The sequence below is a fragment of the Pseudomonas sp. Y3 TE3536 genome, from assembly GCF_053629175.1.
On record NZ_JBRJHU010000001.1, the window covers coordinates 3362266 to 3377285 of the forward strand.

Annotated in this window: 18 protein-coding genes and 1 tRNA gene; 18 read left to right on the plus strand and 1 reads right to left on the minus strand. The window is 61.1% G+C overall.

Going from position 1 to position 15020, the window contains the following annotated elements; genetic code table 11:
* Positions 1 to 197: 197 nt before the first annotated feature.
* The 18 genes from AB7M33_RS15225 to AB7M33_RS15310 all read left to right on the plus strand — a co-directional run bounded on the left by AB7M33_RS15225 (position 198) and on the right by AB7M33_RS15310 (position 13921).
* Entirely contained in the window at positions 198 to 671 is a 474-nt protein-coding gene (locus AB7M33_RS15225) for a Dps family protein (RefSeq protein ID WP_027594672.1), read from the plus strand.
* A gap of 181 nt (positions 672 to 852) precedes the next feature.
* Entirely contained in the window at positions 853 to 1182 is a 330-nt protein-coding gene (locus AB7M33_RS15230; protein WP_027594671.1) for a ribbon-helix-helix domain-containing protein, read from the plus strand.
* Between the two features lie 92 nt (positions 1183 to 1274).
* A complete protein-coding gene (locus AB7M33_RS15235; protein ID WP_027594670.1) occupies positions 1275 to 1496 on the plus strand; it encodes an FmdB family zinc ribbon protein in 222 nt (73 codons plus the stop codon).
* Positions 1497 to 1589: 93 nt separating this feature from the next.
* Positions 1590 to 3365 (plus strand): aspartate--tRNA ligase, encoded by a 1776-nt coding sequence (gene aspS, locus AB7M33_RS15240; RefSeq protein WP_027594669.1) that lies wholly within the window; start codon positions 1590 to 1592, stop codon positions 3363 to 3365.
* Between the two features lie 114 nt (positions 3366 to 3479).
* Complete coding sequence (locus AB7M33_RS15245; protein ID WP_027594668.1) at positions 3480 to 4226, plus strand: YebC/PmpR family DNA-binding transcriptional regulator; 747 nt, start codon at positions 3480 to 3482, stop codon at positions 4224 to 4226.
* A 226-nt stretch (positions 4227 to 4452) separates the two neighbouring features.
* Positions 4453 to 4977, plus strand: a complete 525-nt coding sequence (gene ruvC / locus AB7M33_RS15250; protein ID WP_027594667.1) for a crossover junction endodeoxyribonuclease RuvC — start codon at positions 4453 to 4455, stop codon at positions 4975 to 4977.
* 109 nt (positions 4978 to 5086) lie between these two features.
* Entirely contained in the window at positions 5087 to 5704 is a 618-nt protein-coding gene (gene ruvA, locus AB7M33_RS15255) for a Holliday junction branch migration protein RuvA (RefSeq protein ID WP_238215831.1), read from the plus strand.
* A complete protein-coding gene (gene ruvB, locus AB7M33_RS15260; RefSeq protein ID WP_454243062.1) occupies positions 5701 to 6747 on the plus strand; it encodes a Holliday junction branch migration DNA helicase RuvB in 1047 nt (348 codons plus the stop codon). The genes ruvA and ruvB overlap by 4 nt, the downstream gene beginning before the upstream one ends.
* 124 nt (positions 6748 to 6871) lie before the next feature.
* Positions 6872 to 7324, plus strand: a complete 453-nt coding sequence (gene ybgC / locus AB7M33_RS15265; RefSeq protein ID WP_027594664.1) for a tol-pal system-associated acyl-CoA thioesterase — start codon at positions 6872 to 6874, stop codon at positions 7322 to 7324.
* Positions 7325 to 7326: 2 nt separating this feature from the next.
* Entirely contained in the window at positions 7327 to 8022 is a 696-nt protein-coding gene (gene tolQ / locus AB7M33_RS15270) for a protein TolQ (RefSeq protein WP_008090219.1), read from the plus strand.
* Between the two features lie 14 nt (positions 8023 to 8036).
* Entirely contained in the window at positions 8037 to 8489 is a 453-nt protein-coding gene (gene tolR / locus AB7M33_RS15275) for a protein TolR (protein ID WP_012273765.1), read from the plus strand.
* Entirely contained in the window at positions 8489 to 9613 is a 1125-nt protein-coding gene (gene tolA, locus AB7M33_RS15280; RefSeq protein WP_033694212.1) for a cell envelope integrity protein TolA, read from the plus strand. Before tolR ends, tolA begins: the two co-directional genes overlap by 1 nt.
* A gap of 26 nt (positions 9614 to 9639) precedes the next feature.
* Positions 9640 to 10911 (plus strand): Tol-Pal system beta propeller repeat protein TolB, encoded by a 1272-nt coding sequence (gene tolB, locus AB7M33_RS15285; RefSeq protein WP_033694211.1) that lies wholly within the window; start codon positions 9640 to 9642, stop codon positions 10909 to 10911.
* Positions 10912 to 10965: 54 nt separating this feature from the next.
* Complete coding sequence (gene pal / locus AB7M33_RS15290) at positions 10966 to 11463, plus strand: peptidoglycan-associated lipoprotein Pal (RefSeq protein WP_008090230.1); 498 nt, start codon at positions 10966 to 10968, stop codon at positions 11461 to 11463.
* 6 nt (positions 11464 to 11469) lie between these two features.
* Positions 11470 to 12285: a tol-pal system protein YbgF gene (gene ybgF / locus AB7M33_RS15295; RefSeq protein WP_099430209.1), complete on the plus strand. Its 816-nt coding sequence runs from the start codon at positions 11470 to 11472 to the stop codon at positions 12283 to 12285.
* 159 nt (positions 12286 to 12444) lie between these two features.
* The gene (gene queE / locus AB7M33_RS15300; protein WP_454243063.1) at positions 12445 to 13092 is read left to right on the plus strand and encodes a 7-carboxy-7-deazaguanine synthase QueE; all 648 of its coding nucleotides are present in this window, start codon (positions 12445 to 12447) and stop codon (positions 13090 to 13092) included.
* Positions 13093 to 13109: 17 nt separating this feature from the next.
* Positions 13110 to 13784 (plus strand): 7-cyano-7-deazaguanine synthase QueC, encoded by a 675-nt coding sequence (queC, locus tag AB7M33_RS15305; RefSeq protein ID WP_454243064.1) that lies wholly within the window; start codon positions 13110 to 13112, stop codon positions 13782 to 13784.
* A 61-nt stretch (positions 13785 to 13845) separates the two neighbouring features.
* A tRNA-Lys gene (locus AB7M33_RS15310) sits at positions 13846 to 13921 on the plus strand.
* Between the two features lie 69 nt (positions 13922 to 13990).
* Here the strand turns inward: AB7M33_RS15310 and AB7M33_RS15315 are convergent.
* Positions 13991 to 14950 carry a cation diffusion facilitator family transporter gene (locus AB7M33_RS15315; RefSeq protein ID WP_265969899.1) on the minus strand — a complete coding sequence of 320 codons (960 nt, stop codon included), beginning with the start codon at positions 14948 to 14950 and terminating at the stop codon, positions 13991 to 13993.
* Positions 14951 to 15020 lie beyond the last annotated feature (70 nt).

The following is a 15020-nucleotide window of genomic DNA, read 5'->3' on the forward strand; positions in this document are numbered from 1 at the left end:
GTGGGCCAGCCTATGCACCCGGCAATAACAGTCCGCACGGGTGGCACCCTGCCTATTTAACAGCAAAGGCGCAGGCTACTCAAACCGCAGGCCGCCACAGCCGATGTGTTGCGCCATGTCACAGGCGGGTTGCGCCAAGTGTTGATACAGTTGGAAGGGCCCGCTTGATCATCAAGCCTTATGGAAAGGGGAACTTCATGGCAATTGATATCGGTATCAGTGAAGAAGATCGCAAGTCCATCGTCGATGGGCTGTCCCGCCTGTTGTCGGATACCTACGTGCTGTATCTGAAAACCCATAACTTTCACTGGAACGTCACCGGTCCGTCGTTCCGTACCCTGCACCTGATGTTCGAAGAGCAATACAACGAGCTGGCGCTGGCGGTGGACTCGATTGCCGAGCGGATCCGTGCCTTGGGCTTCCCGGCACCGGGGTCCTATGCTTTTTATGCGCGGCATTCTTCGATCAAGGAAGAGGAGGGCGTGCCGGCCGCGGAGGAGATGATCCGTCAGCTGGTGCAGGGCCAGGAGGCGGTCGTGCGCACCGCGCGCAGCATCTTCCCGGTGGTGGACAAGGTCAGCGATGAACCGACCGCCGACCTGTTGACTCAGCGTATGCAGGTGCACGAGAAGACCGCCTGGATGCTGCGCGTCTTGCTGGACGGCCAATAGTCGCCGCGTAGCGTCAGAAACGTCTGAAAAGCCCGGCTGCCGGCAGTGCAGCCGGGCTTTTTGCGTTTCTGCGGGAAGGTTTTGCCGCTGCTTCGAAGGCGCAGGCTGGCGCTTCATGGTTGCCCTAGGGCCCCGGGTACAGGGGCAATGGCAGTCGCGATGGAGTGGCCGGATGGTAGGCATGATGCAACAAGACAAGCGAGGCGGTGGTCAGGGGCGTTGGCCGGGCAAGCAATGCGTCGACCCCTTCAAGGCCGACTTTGACATGCTGCAGATCAGACCGGTGTCGCGTTCGGTCCGGCTCAACGGGTTTTCCACCTGCCTGCGCCTGGAAGCGGTCTACTGGGGGATCCTGGAGCGTATCGCCGAGGCCAACCGCTGCTCGGTCAGCGCGGTGTTGTCCTACGTGGACCGCGAGGTGCATCTGCGCCAGGGCGGGGTGCGCAACTTCAGTGGCCTGATCCGCGTCATCTGCGTCGCCTGGTTGCTCGATCCGCCGAGTGCACGCTGATCGCCAGGCGGGCTGCGCAGTGCTTGCTAACCATATATAATCCCGCTTTTTGCTGCCCCGGCAGCCAGTGTTATGGTTGACGAGAGACACCCATGCCCCTTTATGACTATCAATGTGCGTCCTGCGAGCACCGCATGGAAGTGCTGCAGAAGATCAGCGCTGCGCCGCTGACCGATTGCCCGGCCTGTCAGGCGCCGGCACTGAAGAAGCTGCTGTCGGTACCCGGCTTTCGCCTGAGCGGCACCGGCTGGTACGAAACCGACTTCAAGACCGGGGCAAAAAAGAACCTTGCAGGCGGCGACAAAGCCGACTGAGTTGAATGCTGTGACCGGGTCTTGCAGTATTAGCCCTCTGGGCGGCCAAGGCCTCCACCGAATACACGAATCACGAGAAGCGAAACCACCATCATGATGCGCAGCCATTATTGCGGCCAACTGAACGAGAGCCTGGACGGCCAGGAAGTCACCCTTTGCGGCTGGGTCCATCGTCGCCGCGACCACGGCGGGGTGATCTTCCTCGACATCCGTGACCGCGAGGGCATGGCCCAGGTCGTATTCGACCCCGATCGCGCCGAAACCTTCGCCGCCGCCGACCGTGTGCGCAGCGAATACGTCGTGCAAGTCACCGGCAAGGTTCGCAAGCGCCCTGACGGTGCGGTGAATGCCAACATGGCCTCCGGTGCCATCGAGATCCTTGGCTACCAGCTGACCGTGCTCAACGAAGCGGAAACCCCGCCGTTCCCGCTCAACGAATACTCCGACGTTGGCGAGGAAACCCGCCTGCGCTACCGCTTCATCGACCTGCGTCGCCCGGAAATGGCCGACAAGCTGCGCCTGCGTTCGCGCATCACCAGCAGCATCCGTCGCTTCCTCGACGAGAACGGCTTCCTCGACGTCGAGACGCCGATCCTCACCCGTGCCACGCCAGAAGGCGCGCGCGACTACCTGGTACCGAGCCGTACCCACGCAGGCAGCTTCTTCGCCCTGCCGCAGTCGCCTCAGCTGTTCAAGCAGCTGCTCATGGTGGCCGGTTTCGACCGCTACTACCAGATCGCCAAGTGCTTCCGTGACGAAGACCTGCGTGCTGACCGCCAGCCGGAATTCACCCAGATCGACATCGAGACCAGCTTCCTCGATGAGTCCGAGATCATGGGTCTCACCGAGAGCATGATCCGCAAGCTGTTCAAGGAAGTCCTGGACCTGGAGTTCGGTGAATTCCCGCACATGACTTTCGAAGAAGCCATGCGCCGTTACGGTTCCGACAAGCCAGACCTGCGTAACCCGCTGGAGCTGGTCGACGTTGCCGACCAGCTGAAGGATGTCGACTTCAAGGTATTCGCCGGCCCGGCCAACGATCCGAAGTGCCGCGTTACCGCCCTGCGCGTGCCAGGCGCCGCCAGCATGCCGCGCAGCAAGATCGACGAGTACACCAAGTTCGTCGGCATCTACGGTGCCAAGGGCCTGGCGTACATCAAGGTCAACGAGCGCGCCAAAGGTGTTGAAGGCCTGCAGTCGCCGATCGTCAAGAACATCCCTGAAGCCAACCTTAACGTGATCCTCGATCGCGTTGGCGCGGTCGATGGCGACATCGTCTTCTTCGGTGCCGACAAGTTCAAGATCGTCAGCGAGGCCCTGGGCGCACTGCGCATCAAGGTCGGCAACGACTTCAACCTGCACACCTGCGAGTGGGCACCGATGTGGGTCGTCGACTTCCCGATGTTCGAAGAGAACGAAGACGGCAGCTTCACCGCGCTGCACCACCCGTTCACCGCGCCGAAGTGCTCGCCAGAAGAGCTGGAGGCCAACCCGGCCACAGCCCTGTCCCGTGCCTACGACATGGTCCTGAACGGTACTGAGCTGGGTGGCGGTTCGATCCGTATCCACCGCAAAGAGATGCAACAGGCGGTGTTCCGTCTGCTGGGTATCGAAGCGGCGGAACAGGAAGAGAAGTTCGGCTTCCTGCTCGACGCCCTGAAGTTCGGTGCACCGCCGCACGGTGGCCTGGCCTTCGGCCTGGACCGCCTGGTCATGCTGATGACCGGCGCCCAGTCGATCCGCGAAGTGATCGCCTTCCCGAAAACCCAGAGCGCTGCCTGCGTCATGACCCAAGCCCCTGGCATGGTCGACGCCAAGGCCTTGCGCGAGCTGCACATCCGCCTGCGCGAACAGACCAAGGTCGAGTAAGCGGGCCCAGGGCGCATCCAGATGGATGCGCCTTTGCGTTACGGCGCAGGTATTTTTGTCGTTGCGCCCCGTCAGGGGCGCAATTGTTTGTGTTTCAAAGAATTTGGAGTCGTTATGGCTGGTCATTCCAAGTGGGCGAACATCAAGCACCGCAAAGAGCGCCAGGATGCCAAGAGAGGCAAGATCTTCACCAAGTGGATTCGCGAGCTGACCGTAGCTGCCAAGCAAGGCGGTGGTGACCCGGCGTCCAACCCGCGTCTGCGTCTGGCCCTGGACAAGGCGCTCGGCGCCAACATGAGCCGCGATATCATCGACCGTGCCGTGGCCCGTGGTGCTGGCACCAACGAAAGCGACAACGTCGAAGAGCTCAGCTACGAGGGCTACGGCCCAGGTGGCGTGGCGATCATGGTCGAGGCCATGACCGACAACCGCAACCGTACCGCGGCAGCCGTGCGTCATGCCTTCACCAAGTGTGGCGGCAACCTCGGTACCGACGGTTCGGTGGCCTACCTGTTCGAGCGCAAGGGCCAGATCAGCTTCGCGCCGGGCGTTGATGAAGACGCCTTGATGGAAGCCGCGATGGAGGCCGATGCCGACGACGTCGTCGCCAATGACGATGGTTCGTTCGACGTCTTCACCTCGTTCAACAGCTTCTATGCCGTGCGTAATGCCTTGGAAGAGGCTGGCTTCAAGGCCGATGACGCCGAAATCGTCATGCAGCCGACCACCAGTGCGGAACTGGATCAGGAAGGTGCGGAGAAGGTGATCAAGCTGATCGACATGCTTGAAGACCTGGATGATGTGCAGAACGTCTATTCCAATGCGCAGATTTCCGACGAGATCATGGAAAAACTCGGCTAAGGTGTCGCCTACAAGGCTGTAATTGGGGCCGCTGCGCAGCCCATCGCAGCGGTTCGTCGCCACGACAAGCCAGCTCCTACAGGTACAGCGCATCTTCCTAGATCAGCGCGCTACCTGTAGGAGCTGGCTTGTCGTGGCGACGAACCGCTGCGATGGGGCGCGCAGCGGCCCCAATGGCCTTGAAGCAAGCTCAGGCTTCCAAGCATCTCCCTATACGACAGGCTTTATGACTCTGATTCTTGGTATCGACCCCGGCTCGCGCATCACCGGGTATGGCGTTGTGCGCCAGACTGCCCGTGGTTGCGAGTACGTGGCGTCGGGTTGTATCCGCACGGGCAGTGGTGAGTTGCACGAACGTCTGCAGATTGTCTTTCGCGGTGTCAGTGAGATCATCAAGCTGCACGAACCGGTGACCATGGGCATCGAGCGGGTGTTCATGGCCCGCAACCCCGACTCGGCGCTCAAACTCGGCCAGGCCCGCGGTGCGGCAATCGTCGCCGCCGCCGAGGCCGGCCTGGAAATCGCCGAGTACAGTGCCACCCAGGTCAAGCAGGCCGTGGCGGGTACGGGTGGGGCCAACAAGGAGCAAGTGATGATGATGGTCATGCACCTGCTCAAGCTTACGAAGAAGCCGCAGATCGACGCCTCCGACGCCCTGGCCATCGCCCTGTGCCATGCCCACACCCGTTCCAGCCTAGTACCGCACGGCCTGGCCACGGCACGGCGTCGCGGCGGGCGCTTGCGTCTGTAGTCGCTTCATGCGGTGATACACATTTTGTTCAGGTGAAGCGTTCACCTGAGGCATTTGCTGATAGGGTTGAGCGGTCTTTGATCGGCTCCCCAAGAGGAAGGATCGGAACGTGATTGGACGTTTGCGCGGCACCCTGGCGGAAAAGCAACCGCCACACCTGATTATCGACGTCAATGGCGTGGGCTATGAGCTGGAAGTGCCCATGACCACCCTGTATCGCCTGCCCAAGGTCGGCGAAACGGTTACCGTGCATACCCACCTGGTGGTGCGCGAAGACGCGCACCTGCTCTACGGGTTCCACGAAAAGCGCGAGCGCGAACTGTTCCGCGAGCTCATTCGCCTCAATGGCGTTGGGCCGAAGCTGGCGCTGGCCTTGATGTCGGGCCTGGAAGCCGACGAGCTGGTGCGCTGCGTGCAGGCCCAGGACACCTCGGCCCTGGTGCGCGTACCCGGTGTCGGCAAGAAGACCGCCGAGCGTTTGCTGGTCGAACTCAAGGACCGCTTCAAGGCCTGGGAAACCTCACCGGCCATGTTCACCCTGGTGTCTGACGGGCCGGTGCCGGTCAGCGGTGCCTCCACGGCCGAGGCCGATGCCGTCAGTGCGCTGGTTTCCCTGGGCTACAAGCCGCAGGAAGCCAGCAAGGCAGTGTCCGCCATCAAGGACAAGGCAGGCCTGAGCAGTGAAGAGCTGATCCGCGCCAGCCTCAAAGGGATGATTACCAAGTGATCGAAGCCGACCGTCTGATCGCCGCCAGTGGGCGTGACCGCGAAGAGGTCCAGGACCGCGCGATCCGCCCCCTGCGCCTGGACGAATACATCGGGCAGCCGGTGGTGCGTGAGCAGATGTCGCTGTTCATTCAGGCGGCTCGTGGTCGCTGCGAATCACTCGACCATACCTTGATCTTTGGCCCGCCCGGGTTGGGCAAGACCACCTTGGCCAACATCATCGCCCACGAGATGGGCGTTTCGGTCAAGAGCACCTCGGGGCCGATCCTCGAGCGCCCGGGTGACCTGGCGGCGATGCTGACCAACCTCGAACCCCATGATGTGCTGTTCATCGACGAAATTCACCGGCTTTCACCGGTGGTCGAAGAAGTGCTCTACCCCGCGATGGAAGACTTCCAGCTCGACATCATGATCGGCGAAGGGCCCGCCGCCCGCTCGATCAAGCTCGACTTGCCGCCGTTCACCTTGGTGGGTGCCACCACCCGCGCCGGCATGCTGACCAACCCTTTGCGTGACCGCTTCGGCATCGTCCAGCGCCTGGAGTTTTACAGCGACAAGGACCTGGCAACCATCGTCAGCCGCTCCGCTGGCATCCTGGGCCTGGTCATCGAAGACCAGGGCGCCTTCGAGATTGCCCGCCGTGCCCGTGGCACGCCGCGTATCGCCAACCGCCTGCTGCGCCGTGTGCGCGACTATGCCGAAGTGCGCGGCAAGGGCCAGATCACCAAGGCTGTGGCCGACTTGGCGCTGAACCTGCTGGACGTCGACGAGCGTGGTTTCGACCATTCCGACCGCCGCCTGCTGTTGACCATGATCGAGAAGTTCGACGGTGGCCCGGTGGGGGTAGACAACCTCGCCGCCGCCATCAGTGAAGAGCGTCATACCATCGAAGACGTGCTTGAACCCTACCTGATCCAGCAGGGTTACATCATGCGTACGCCGCGCGGCCGTGTGGTCACCCGGCATGCCTACCTGCACTTTGGCCTGAATGTTCCTGGGCGTTTGGGGGAGGGTGGTGATTTTTCCGAGCCAGGCGATGAATGACAGATCAAAACCGGCTTTTTGTGGTCCTACCGCTGGCATGCCCTCGGCGCGCTGGCAATAAGACATTAATGAGAAAAAACAGTTGCCGCAGCGGATTGGCAAGCTGAGGAGTAAGCACTAGAGTATGCGCGCGCAAAATCAGCTCGAACCGTTCGCCCACCGTTGTCGCGTCTACTACGAAGACACCGATGCGGGCGGCGTGGTGTATTACGTCAACTACCTGAAATTCATGGAGCGCGCGCGTACCGAGCGGCTGCGGCACCTGGGCTTTTCCCAGTTGCAGTTGGCCGGGGAGAACCTGCTGTTCGTGGTCCATTCCAGCGAGGCACGCTACCACGCGCCGGCGCGGTTGGACGATGAACTGCGGGTGACCGCGCAAGTACTTGAACTCAATCGTGCCAGCCTGCGCTTCGTGCAGCAGGTCTGGCGGGAAAAGGATGAAACGCTGCTCTGCGAGGGGCAGTTCCTGGTGGCCGCCGTGCGCGCCGACACTTTCAAACCCCGAGCCATACCCCCCAAGCTGCGCGACGCCTTTATGGCGGACGGCTCGGGTACTCAATCGAATGCAGGAGAATAAGCGTGGAAGCTAACGTCGTCGACCATACCTCCATGTGGAGTCTGGTCAGCAATGCCAGCGTGGTGGTACAGCTGGTAATGCTGATCCTTGTGGCCGCCTCGGTCACCTCATGGATCATGATCTTCCAGCGCAGCACCATGCTGCGCGCCGGTCGTCGAGCGCTGGATGCCTTCGAGGAGCGTTTCTGGTCGGGTATCGACCTGTCCAAGCTGTACCGTCAGGCCGGCAGCAACCCAGACCCGGATTCGGGTGTGGAGCAGGTCTTCCGTGCAGGCTTCAAAGAGTTCTCGCGCCTGCGTCAGCAGCCGGGTGTAGACCCGGACGCGGTCATGGAAGGCGTTGGCCGAGCCATGCGCGTGGCCATCTCGCGTGAAGAAGAAAAGCTCGAGCAGAGCCTGCCGTTCCTCGCCACCGTCGGTTCGACCAGCCCGTACATCGGCCTGTTCGGTACCGTATGGGGCATCATGAACTCCTTCCGCGGCCTGGCCAGCGCCCAGCAAGCCACCCTGGCCACGGTTGCCCCCGGTATTGCCGAAGCGTTGATCGCCACTGCGATCGGCCTGTTCGCAGCAATCCCAGCCGTTATCGCGTACAACCGTTTCGCCGCGCGCAGCGAAGTGCTGATCGGTCGTTACTACACCTTCGCCGACGAGTTCCAGGCGATCCTGCACCGCAAAGTGCACACCAGCGAAGAGTAATCAGGTAGAAGCCCATGGCCCGAGTTCGCCACAAACGCAAGCCGGTCGCCGAGATGAACGTGGTGCCCTACATCGACGTGATGCTGGTGCTGCTGGTCATCTTCATGGTGACGGCCCCAATGCTCAACCAAGGCGTGAAGGTCGACTTGCCCAAGGTTTCCAGTGAAGCCTTGCCGCAGGACAACAACGTCCAGATCCTCACCATTTCCATCAAGGCCGACAAGACCTACTACTGGAACCTCGGCAGCGAAGTCGATACCGACAAGCAGATGGACAAGGCCATGACCTTGCCCGACATGACCAACGCAGTGACCAAGATCATTGCCGCCGGCCGTGACCAGGGCAAGCAGACACAGGTCTTCATTCGTGGCGACAAGGCTGTCGACTACGGCGCGGTCATGGGTGCCATGGGCGGGTTGCAGAAGGCCGGTGTCGGTAACGTTGGCCTGATTACCGAGGCGCCCTGATGCAACAGCGAGAGCCATCCGCCTCGGAAAGCTACTTCTGGCCCAGTGTCTGGGCCATCGGTCTGCACGTGCTGGTGTTCGGCATGCTGTTCGTCAGTTTTGCCATGACGCCTGAACTGCCGCCTTCCAAGCCGATCGTCCAGGCTACCCTGTATCAGCTGAAGTCCAAGAGCCAGGCGACTACCCAGACCAATCAGAAGATTGCCGGGGAAGCGAAGAAAACCGCCTCGCGCCAGACCGAAGTCGAGCAGTTGGAACAGAAGAAGGTCGAGCAAGAGGCCGTGAAGGCCGCGGAACAAAAGAAAGCCGACGCCGCTCAAAAGGCCGAAGAGGCTCGCGAAGCCGCCGAGGCCAAGAAGGCTGAAGCCGCTGAAGCCAAGAAGGCTGAGGAGGCTGCCAAGGCCACCGAGGCCAAGAAAGCCGCCGAAGCCAAGAAAGCCGAGGAGGCGAAGAAGGCCGCCGAGAAACAGCAGGCCGACATCGCCAAGAAGAAGGCTGAGGAAGAGGCCAAGAAGAAAGCCGACGAGGAGGCCAAGAAAGAGGCCGCCGAAGAAGCGAAAAAGCAAGCCGCCGAGGACGCCAAGAAAAAGGCAGCCGAAGAGGCCAAGAAGAAAGCAGCCGAGGACGCCAAGAAGAAAGCGGCGGCCGAGGACGCGAAGAAGAAGGCAGCTGAAGAGGCCAAGAAAAAGGCCGCTGCAGACGCCCAGAAGAAAAAGGCACAGGAAGCGGCCCGCAAGTCGGCGGAAGACAAGAAAGCTCAGGCCCTGGCCGAGCTGTTGTCCGACACCACAGAGCGGCAGCAGGCACTGGCTGACGAGCAAGGCGACCAGGTGGCCGGCAGTTTCGACGACCTGATCCGTTTGCGAGCGGCCGAAGGCTGGGCGCGTCCGCCTTCCGCGCGTAAGGGCATGACGGTGGTCCTGCAGATCAACATGTTGCCAGATGGCACCATCACCAATGCCAGCGTTCTGCGCTCCAGTGGCGACGGTCCGTTCGACAGTTCGGCGGTGGCAGCAGTGAAGAACATCGGTCGTCTGACCGAAATGCAGGGTATGAAGCCGAGCGATTTCAATCAGTATCGTTCGTTCAAGATGACATTTACACCTGAGGATCTAGCGTTGTGATTAAACGTCTGAGAGGACTGCTGGTCATGCTCTGCTGCGTAGCAGGCATGGCGGTGGCAGATGAAAAGAACATCCTGGTCACCAGTGGCAGTGACCGGGCCACTCCCATCGCGGTAGTGCCGTTCGGTCTGCAGGGCGGCAGCGTGCTGCCCGAAGACATGGCCGAGATCATCGGCAACGACCTGCGCAACTCCGGCTACTACTCGCCGATTCCGCGTCAGAACATGATCAGCCAGCCTTCCCAGGCCAGCGAAGTCATCTTCCGTGACTGGAAAGCGTTGGGCGCGCAGTACGTCATGGTCGGCAGCATTGTGCCGTCCGGCGGCCGCCTGCAGGTGCAGTACGCCCTGTTCAACGTCGCCACCGAGCAGCAAGTGCTGACCGGTAGCGTGGCGGGCAGCGTCGACCAGTTGCGCGACATGTCGCACTACATCGCCGACCAGTCGTTCGAAAAGCTCACCGGCATCAAGGGTGCGTTCTCGACCCGCATGCTCTACGTGACGGCCGAGCGTTTCTCTACCAACAACACCCGTTACACCCTGCAGCGTTCGGACTACGACGGTGCCCGGGCAGTGACCCTGCTGCAATCGCGTGAGCCGATCCTGTCGCCACGCTTTGCACCGGATGGCAAGCGCATTGCCTATGTGTCGTTCGAGCAGAAGCGCCCGCGCATCTTCGTTCAGCACATCGACACCGGTCGCCGTGAGCAGGTCACCAACTTCGAAGGCCTCAACGGCGCGCCTGCCTGGTCGCCGGATGGTTCGCGCCTGGCGTTCGTGCTGTCCAAAGATGGCAACCCGGACATCTACGTGATGAACGTGGCGTCGCGTCAGATCAGCCGTGTCACTGCCGGCCCGGGTATCAATACCGAGCCGTTCTGGGGCAAAGATGGCAACACCCTGTACTTCACCTCCGACCGTGGCGGCAAGCCGCAGATCTACAAGCAGTCGGTCAGTGGTGGTGGTGCCGAGCGCGTAACTTTCGTGGGTAACTACAACGCCAACCCGAAACTTTCGGCGGACGAAAAGACGCTGGTGATGATTCACCGTCAGCAGGGCTTCACCAACTTCAAAGTGGCGGCACAGGACTTGCAACGCGGAAGTGTAAAGATTCTCTCGGAAACAAGTCTTGATGAGTCTCCCACTGTTGCGCCAAACGGCACCATGCTAATCTACGCCACCCGCCAGCAGGGCCGGGGAGTCTTGATGCTCGTGTCGCTTAATGGCCGCGTGAGGCTCCCACTTCCTACCGCTCAAGGCGAAGTCAGAGAACCGTCCTGGTCCCCTTTCCTGAACTGATTGCGGCGTAATACGTTTTGCTTAACACACTGGGGTTTCATTAGGAGTTTCACGATGGAAATGCTGAAGTTTGGTAAATTCGCTGCGCTGGCTCTGGCCATGGCTGTAGCTGTAGGTTGCTCCTCGAAAGGCGGTGACAACGCTGGTGAAGGCGCTGTTGACCCGAACGCTGGCTACGGTGCCAACACTGGCGCTGTTGACGGCTCCCTGAGCGAAGAAGCCGCCCTGCGCGCAATCACCACCTTCTACTTCGAATACGACAGCTCGGACCTGAAGCCAGAAGCCATGCGCGCTCTGGACGTTCACGCCAAGGACCTGAAGTCCAACGGCAACCGCGTTGTTCTGGAAGGCAACACCGACGAGCGCGGCACCCGCGAGTACAACATGGCTCTGGGTGAGCGTCGTGCCAAGGCCGTTCAGCGTTACCTGGTTCTGCAGGGCGTTTCCCCTGCTCAGCTGGAACTGGTCTCCTACGGTGAAGAGCGTCCGGTTGCCACTGGCAACGACGAGCAATCCTGGGCTCAGAACCGTCGCGTAGAACTGCGTAAGTAAGTTCCTATGCGAATGTGCCGCCGTGTTGTAACCGTCCTCGCACTCAGCCTGCCGCTCGCGGCCTGGGCTGAGGTCCCTGTAGTAGATGACAACGCGGGTGGGTATCCACCTGCGGGTTATGGCACGAGCGGCGCCTATGCCGGGGCAGGGGCTTCGACCCCTGCCTCAGCACAGGGCCAGCTGTTCATGCAGCTGCAACAGATGCAGGATCAGCTTTCCCGCCAGCAAGGCATCATCGAAGAGCTGCAAAACGATGTGTCGCGCATGAAGCAGGAAAACCTGGAGCGATACCAGGATCTGGACCGTCGCATCAACAGTGGTGCCGCGCCTGCCGCGACCCCTGACAATTCCGCTACCGGTGGCGCATCCAATGCCGCCGCCGGTGCAGCAGCAGGCGCCGCTGGCGCTGCTGCACAACAACCGGCCGCCAACAGCGAGCCCGGTGATCCGGCGAAAGAAAAGCTCTACTACGATGCTGCTTTCGACCTGATCAAGCAGAAGGACTTCGACAAGGCCAGCCAGGCGTTCAACGCCTTCCTGCGCAAGTACCCCAACAGCCAGTACGCCGGCAACGCCCAGTACTGGCTGGGTGAGGTGAACCTGGCCAAGGGCGACCTGCCAGGTGCCAGCCAGGCCTTCGCTCAGGTGAGCCAGAAGTACCCCAAGCACAGCAAGGTGCCTGATTCGCTGTACAAGCTGGCCGACGTCGAGCGCCGCATGGGCCACACCGACAAGGTCAAAGGCATTCTGCAACAGGTCATCACCCAGTACCCCGGCACCTCTGCCGCACAGCTGGCGCAGCGCGACCTGCAGAAGCTCTAAGCAGCACCTTTCAAAAGAAACCCGCGCGAGTCGCGGGTTTTTTCGTTAGAATCAGTGCCCTTTTTCCTAAACACGCTGCTGCGGATAACGCCATGTCGAGTCCGCGACAGTGCCTGACGGAGGCGGACAGCCTGTTTAGCTGTCACGCCCGTGGCGATCATGCAAGACACATTACGCATCACCGAAGTCTTTTACTCGTTGCAGGGTGAAACACGAACGGCTGGGCTGCCCACGGTATTCGTGCGCCTGACCGGTTGCCCCCTGCGCTGTCAGTACTGCGACAGTGCCTACGCCTTCACCGGCGGCACTATTCGCACCCTCGATTCGATCATGGAGCAAGTGGCCGGCTTCAAGCCGCGCTACGTCTGTGTCACCGGTGGCGAACCGCTGGCCCAGCCCAATGCCTTGCCTTTGCTCCAGCAGCTGTGCGATGCCGGCTACGAGGTATCGCTCGAGACCAGTGGCGCCTTGGATATTTCCGGTACCGACACCCGCGTCAGCCGTGTGGTCGACCTGAAGACCCCAGGCTCCGAGGAGTCGCACCGCAATCGCTACGAGAACATTGAGCACCTGACCCGCAACGACCAGGTCAAGTTCGTGATCTGCTCCCGTGAGGATTATGACTGGGCCGTGTCCAAGCTGATCCAGTTCAACCTGGCCGAGCGTGCCGGTGAGGTGTTGTTCTCGCCCAGCCACCATCAGGTGAGCGCGAGTGACCTGGCCGACTGGATCGTTGCCGACAACTTGCCCGTACGTTTCCAGTTGCAGCTGCACAAGCTGCTGTGGAACGACGAACCCGGACGTTGATTGAGGAGTTGCAGTACATGACAGAGAAACGCGCGGTAATCTTGCTGTCCGGTGGCCTGGACTCGGCCACGGTGGTGGCCATGGCCAAAGCCGAAGGCTACAGCTGCTACACCATGAGTTTCGACTACGGCCAGCGTCATCGGGCCGAGCTCGATGCTGCCGCCCGTGTGGCGCGTGACCTGGGTGTGGTCGAGCACAAGGTCATTGGCCTGAGCCTGGACGGTATCGGTGGCTCGGCCCTGACCGACAGCAGCATCGACGTACCGGAAACCCCAGGCGAAGGCATCCCGGTCACCTACGTACCGGCGCGCAACACCGTTTTCCTGTCCTTGGCCCTGGGCTGGGCGGAGGTGCTCGAAGCGCGTGACATCTTCATCGGCGTCAATGCCGTGGATTACTCCGGTTACCCGGACTGCCGCCCCGAATTCGTCGAAGCCTTCGAGCGCATGGCCAACCTGGCGACCAAGGCGGGTGTCGAAGGGCAGGGCTTCCGCATCCAGGCACCGTTGCAGAACTTGAGCAAGGCGCAGATCGTTCAAGCGGGCATCGCCCGGGGTGTGGATTACAGCCTGACGGTTTCCTGCTACCAAGCCGACGGTCAAGGCCGTGCCTGCGGCAAGTGCGACAGCTGCCGCCTGCGTGCTGATGGCTTCAAGGCTGCCGGGGTGACCGACCCGACGCGTTATTTTTGATTTTTTTTATGGCGAGGTGTTGATTTCCCGTTAGAAATCAGTATTATACGCGCCATCCAACGGGTCGTTAGCTCAGTTGGTAGAGCAGTTGGCTTTTAACCAATTGGTCGTAGGTTCGAATCCTACACGACCCACCATACGCAGTAAGTCAAAGCCCGCTACCGGCAACGGTAGCGGGCTTTGTCGTTTCTGGCGTGTACTGCCGATTACTCAGCCCACTCCGGATCCCCGGTAAACACCACGGTCAACCAACGGTCCGGCCCTTCGCCGCCCACGGCATCGCCGATCTCATTGCGCAACGCATCCCATTCATCGATGGTTTTTGCGCCCATGCCGGTAGGCACGATGAAGTACAGCTCGATCTCCCGCGAGCGCCCTACCTTGGCCACATAGGCGCGGTACGACTGCAGCCCATGGCGCGCAACGAAGGCCTTGGCGACTTCGTCGACATGCAGTTTGAGGTCCCCCGGCGTCACCAGGAATATCTCCGAAAACGCCTGGCGTACCACCGACAGCGGCAATGGAATGATCACCAGGCAGACCAGTGCCAGCACCGCCGGGTCGATGTACGGGGACATCCATTCCCACTGCGTGCCCTGCACCGCATAGCCAAAGCAGAAAGCGATCAGCAACGCGGCGGTGATGCTCGCTGACATCACCCAACCCTTGACGTCCATGCGTACGAAGTCCGACCCCAGCTTGCGGTTTGCCCGGGCTTCGACGACTGCGATGGTCACGCAGGCGATCACGGTCAGTACCGCGTAGACCATGGCGATACCGAACTCCAAGTGCCGCCCGCCTTGCAGCACGCTGCTGACGGCGTTGATCAACGCATAGATGGCTACGCCGCTGAGCAGGATGCCATTGAGCGCCAGCACCATGGGTTCCAGGTGCCAGAAGCCCATGGTGAAGCGCTCACGCAGCTTGCGTGACATCTGCAGGCTGGTGGCGTGAGAGGTGATCAGCTTGACCACCACCAGCGACAGGCCGCTCATGCTGGCGTCGACCAGCGAGTAAACGCCGTCGAAGATGATCGAGAACGAGCCCGAGGCCAGGCCGAAGGCAATGCCGATGGTGGCGATGAACAGGGTAACGGCGATCGAGGTGCGTAGCAGGCCTTGTTCGCTGGTGATGTCGAAGAACGGTTGTTTGTTTTGGGGATCCATGAAATGAGCTCAGTCGTAACGAAGTAACTATCTTCAGTGTTGCGCAATTATTGTAGGAGCGGCCTTGTGT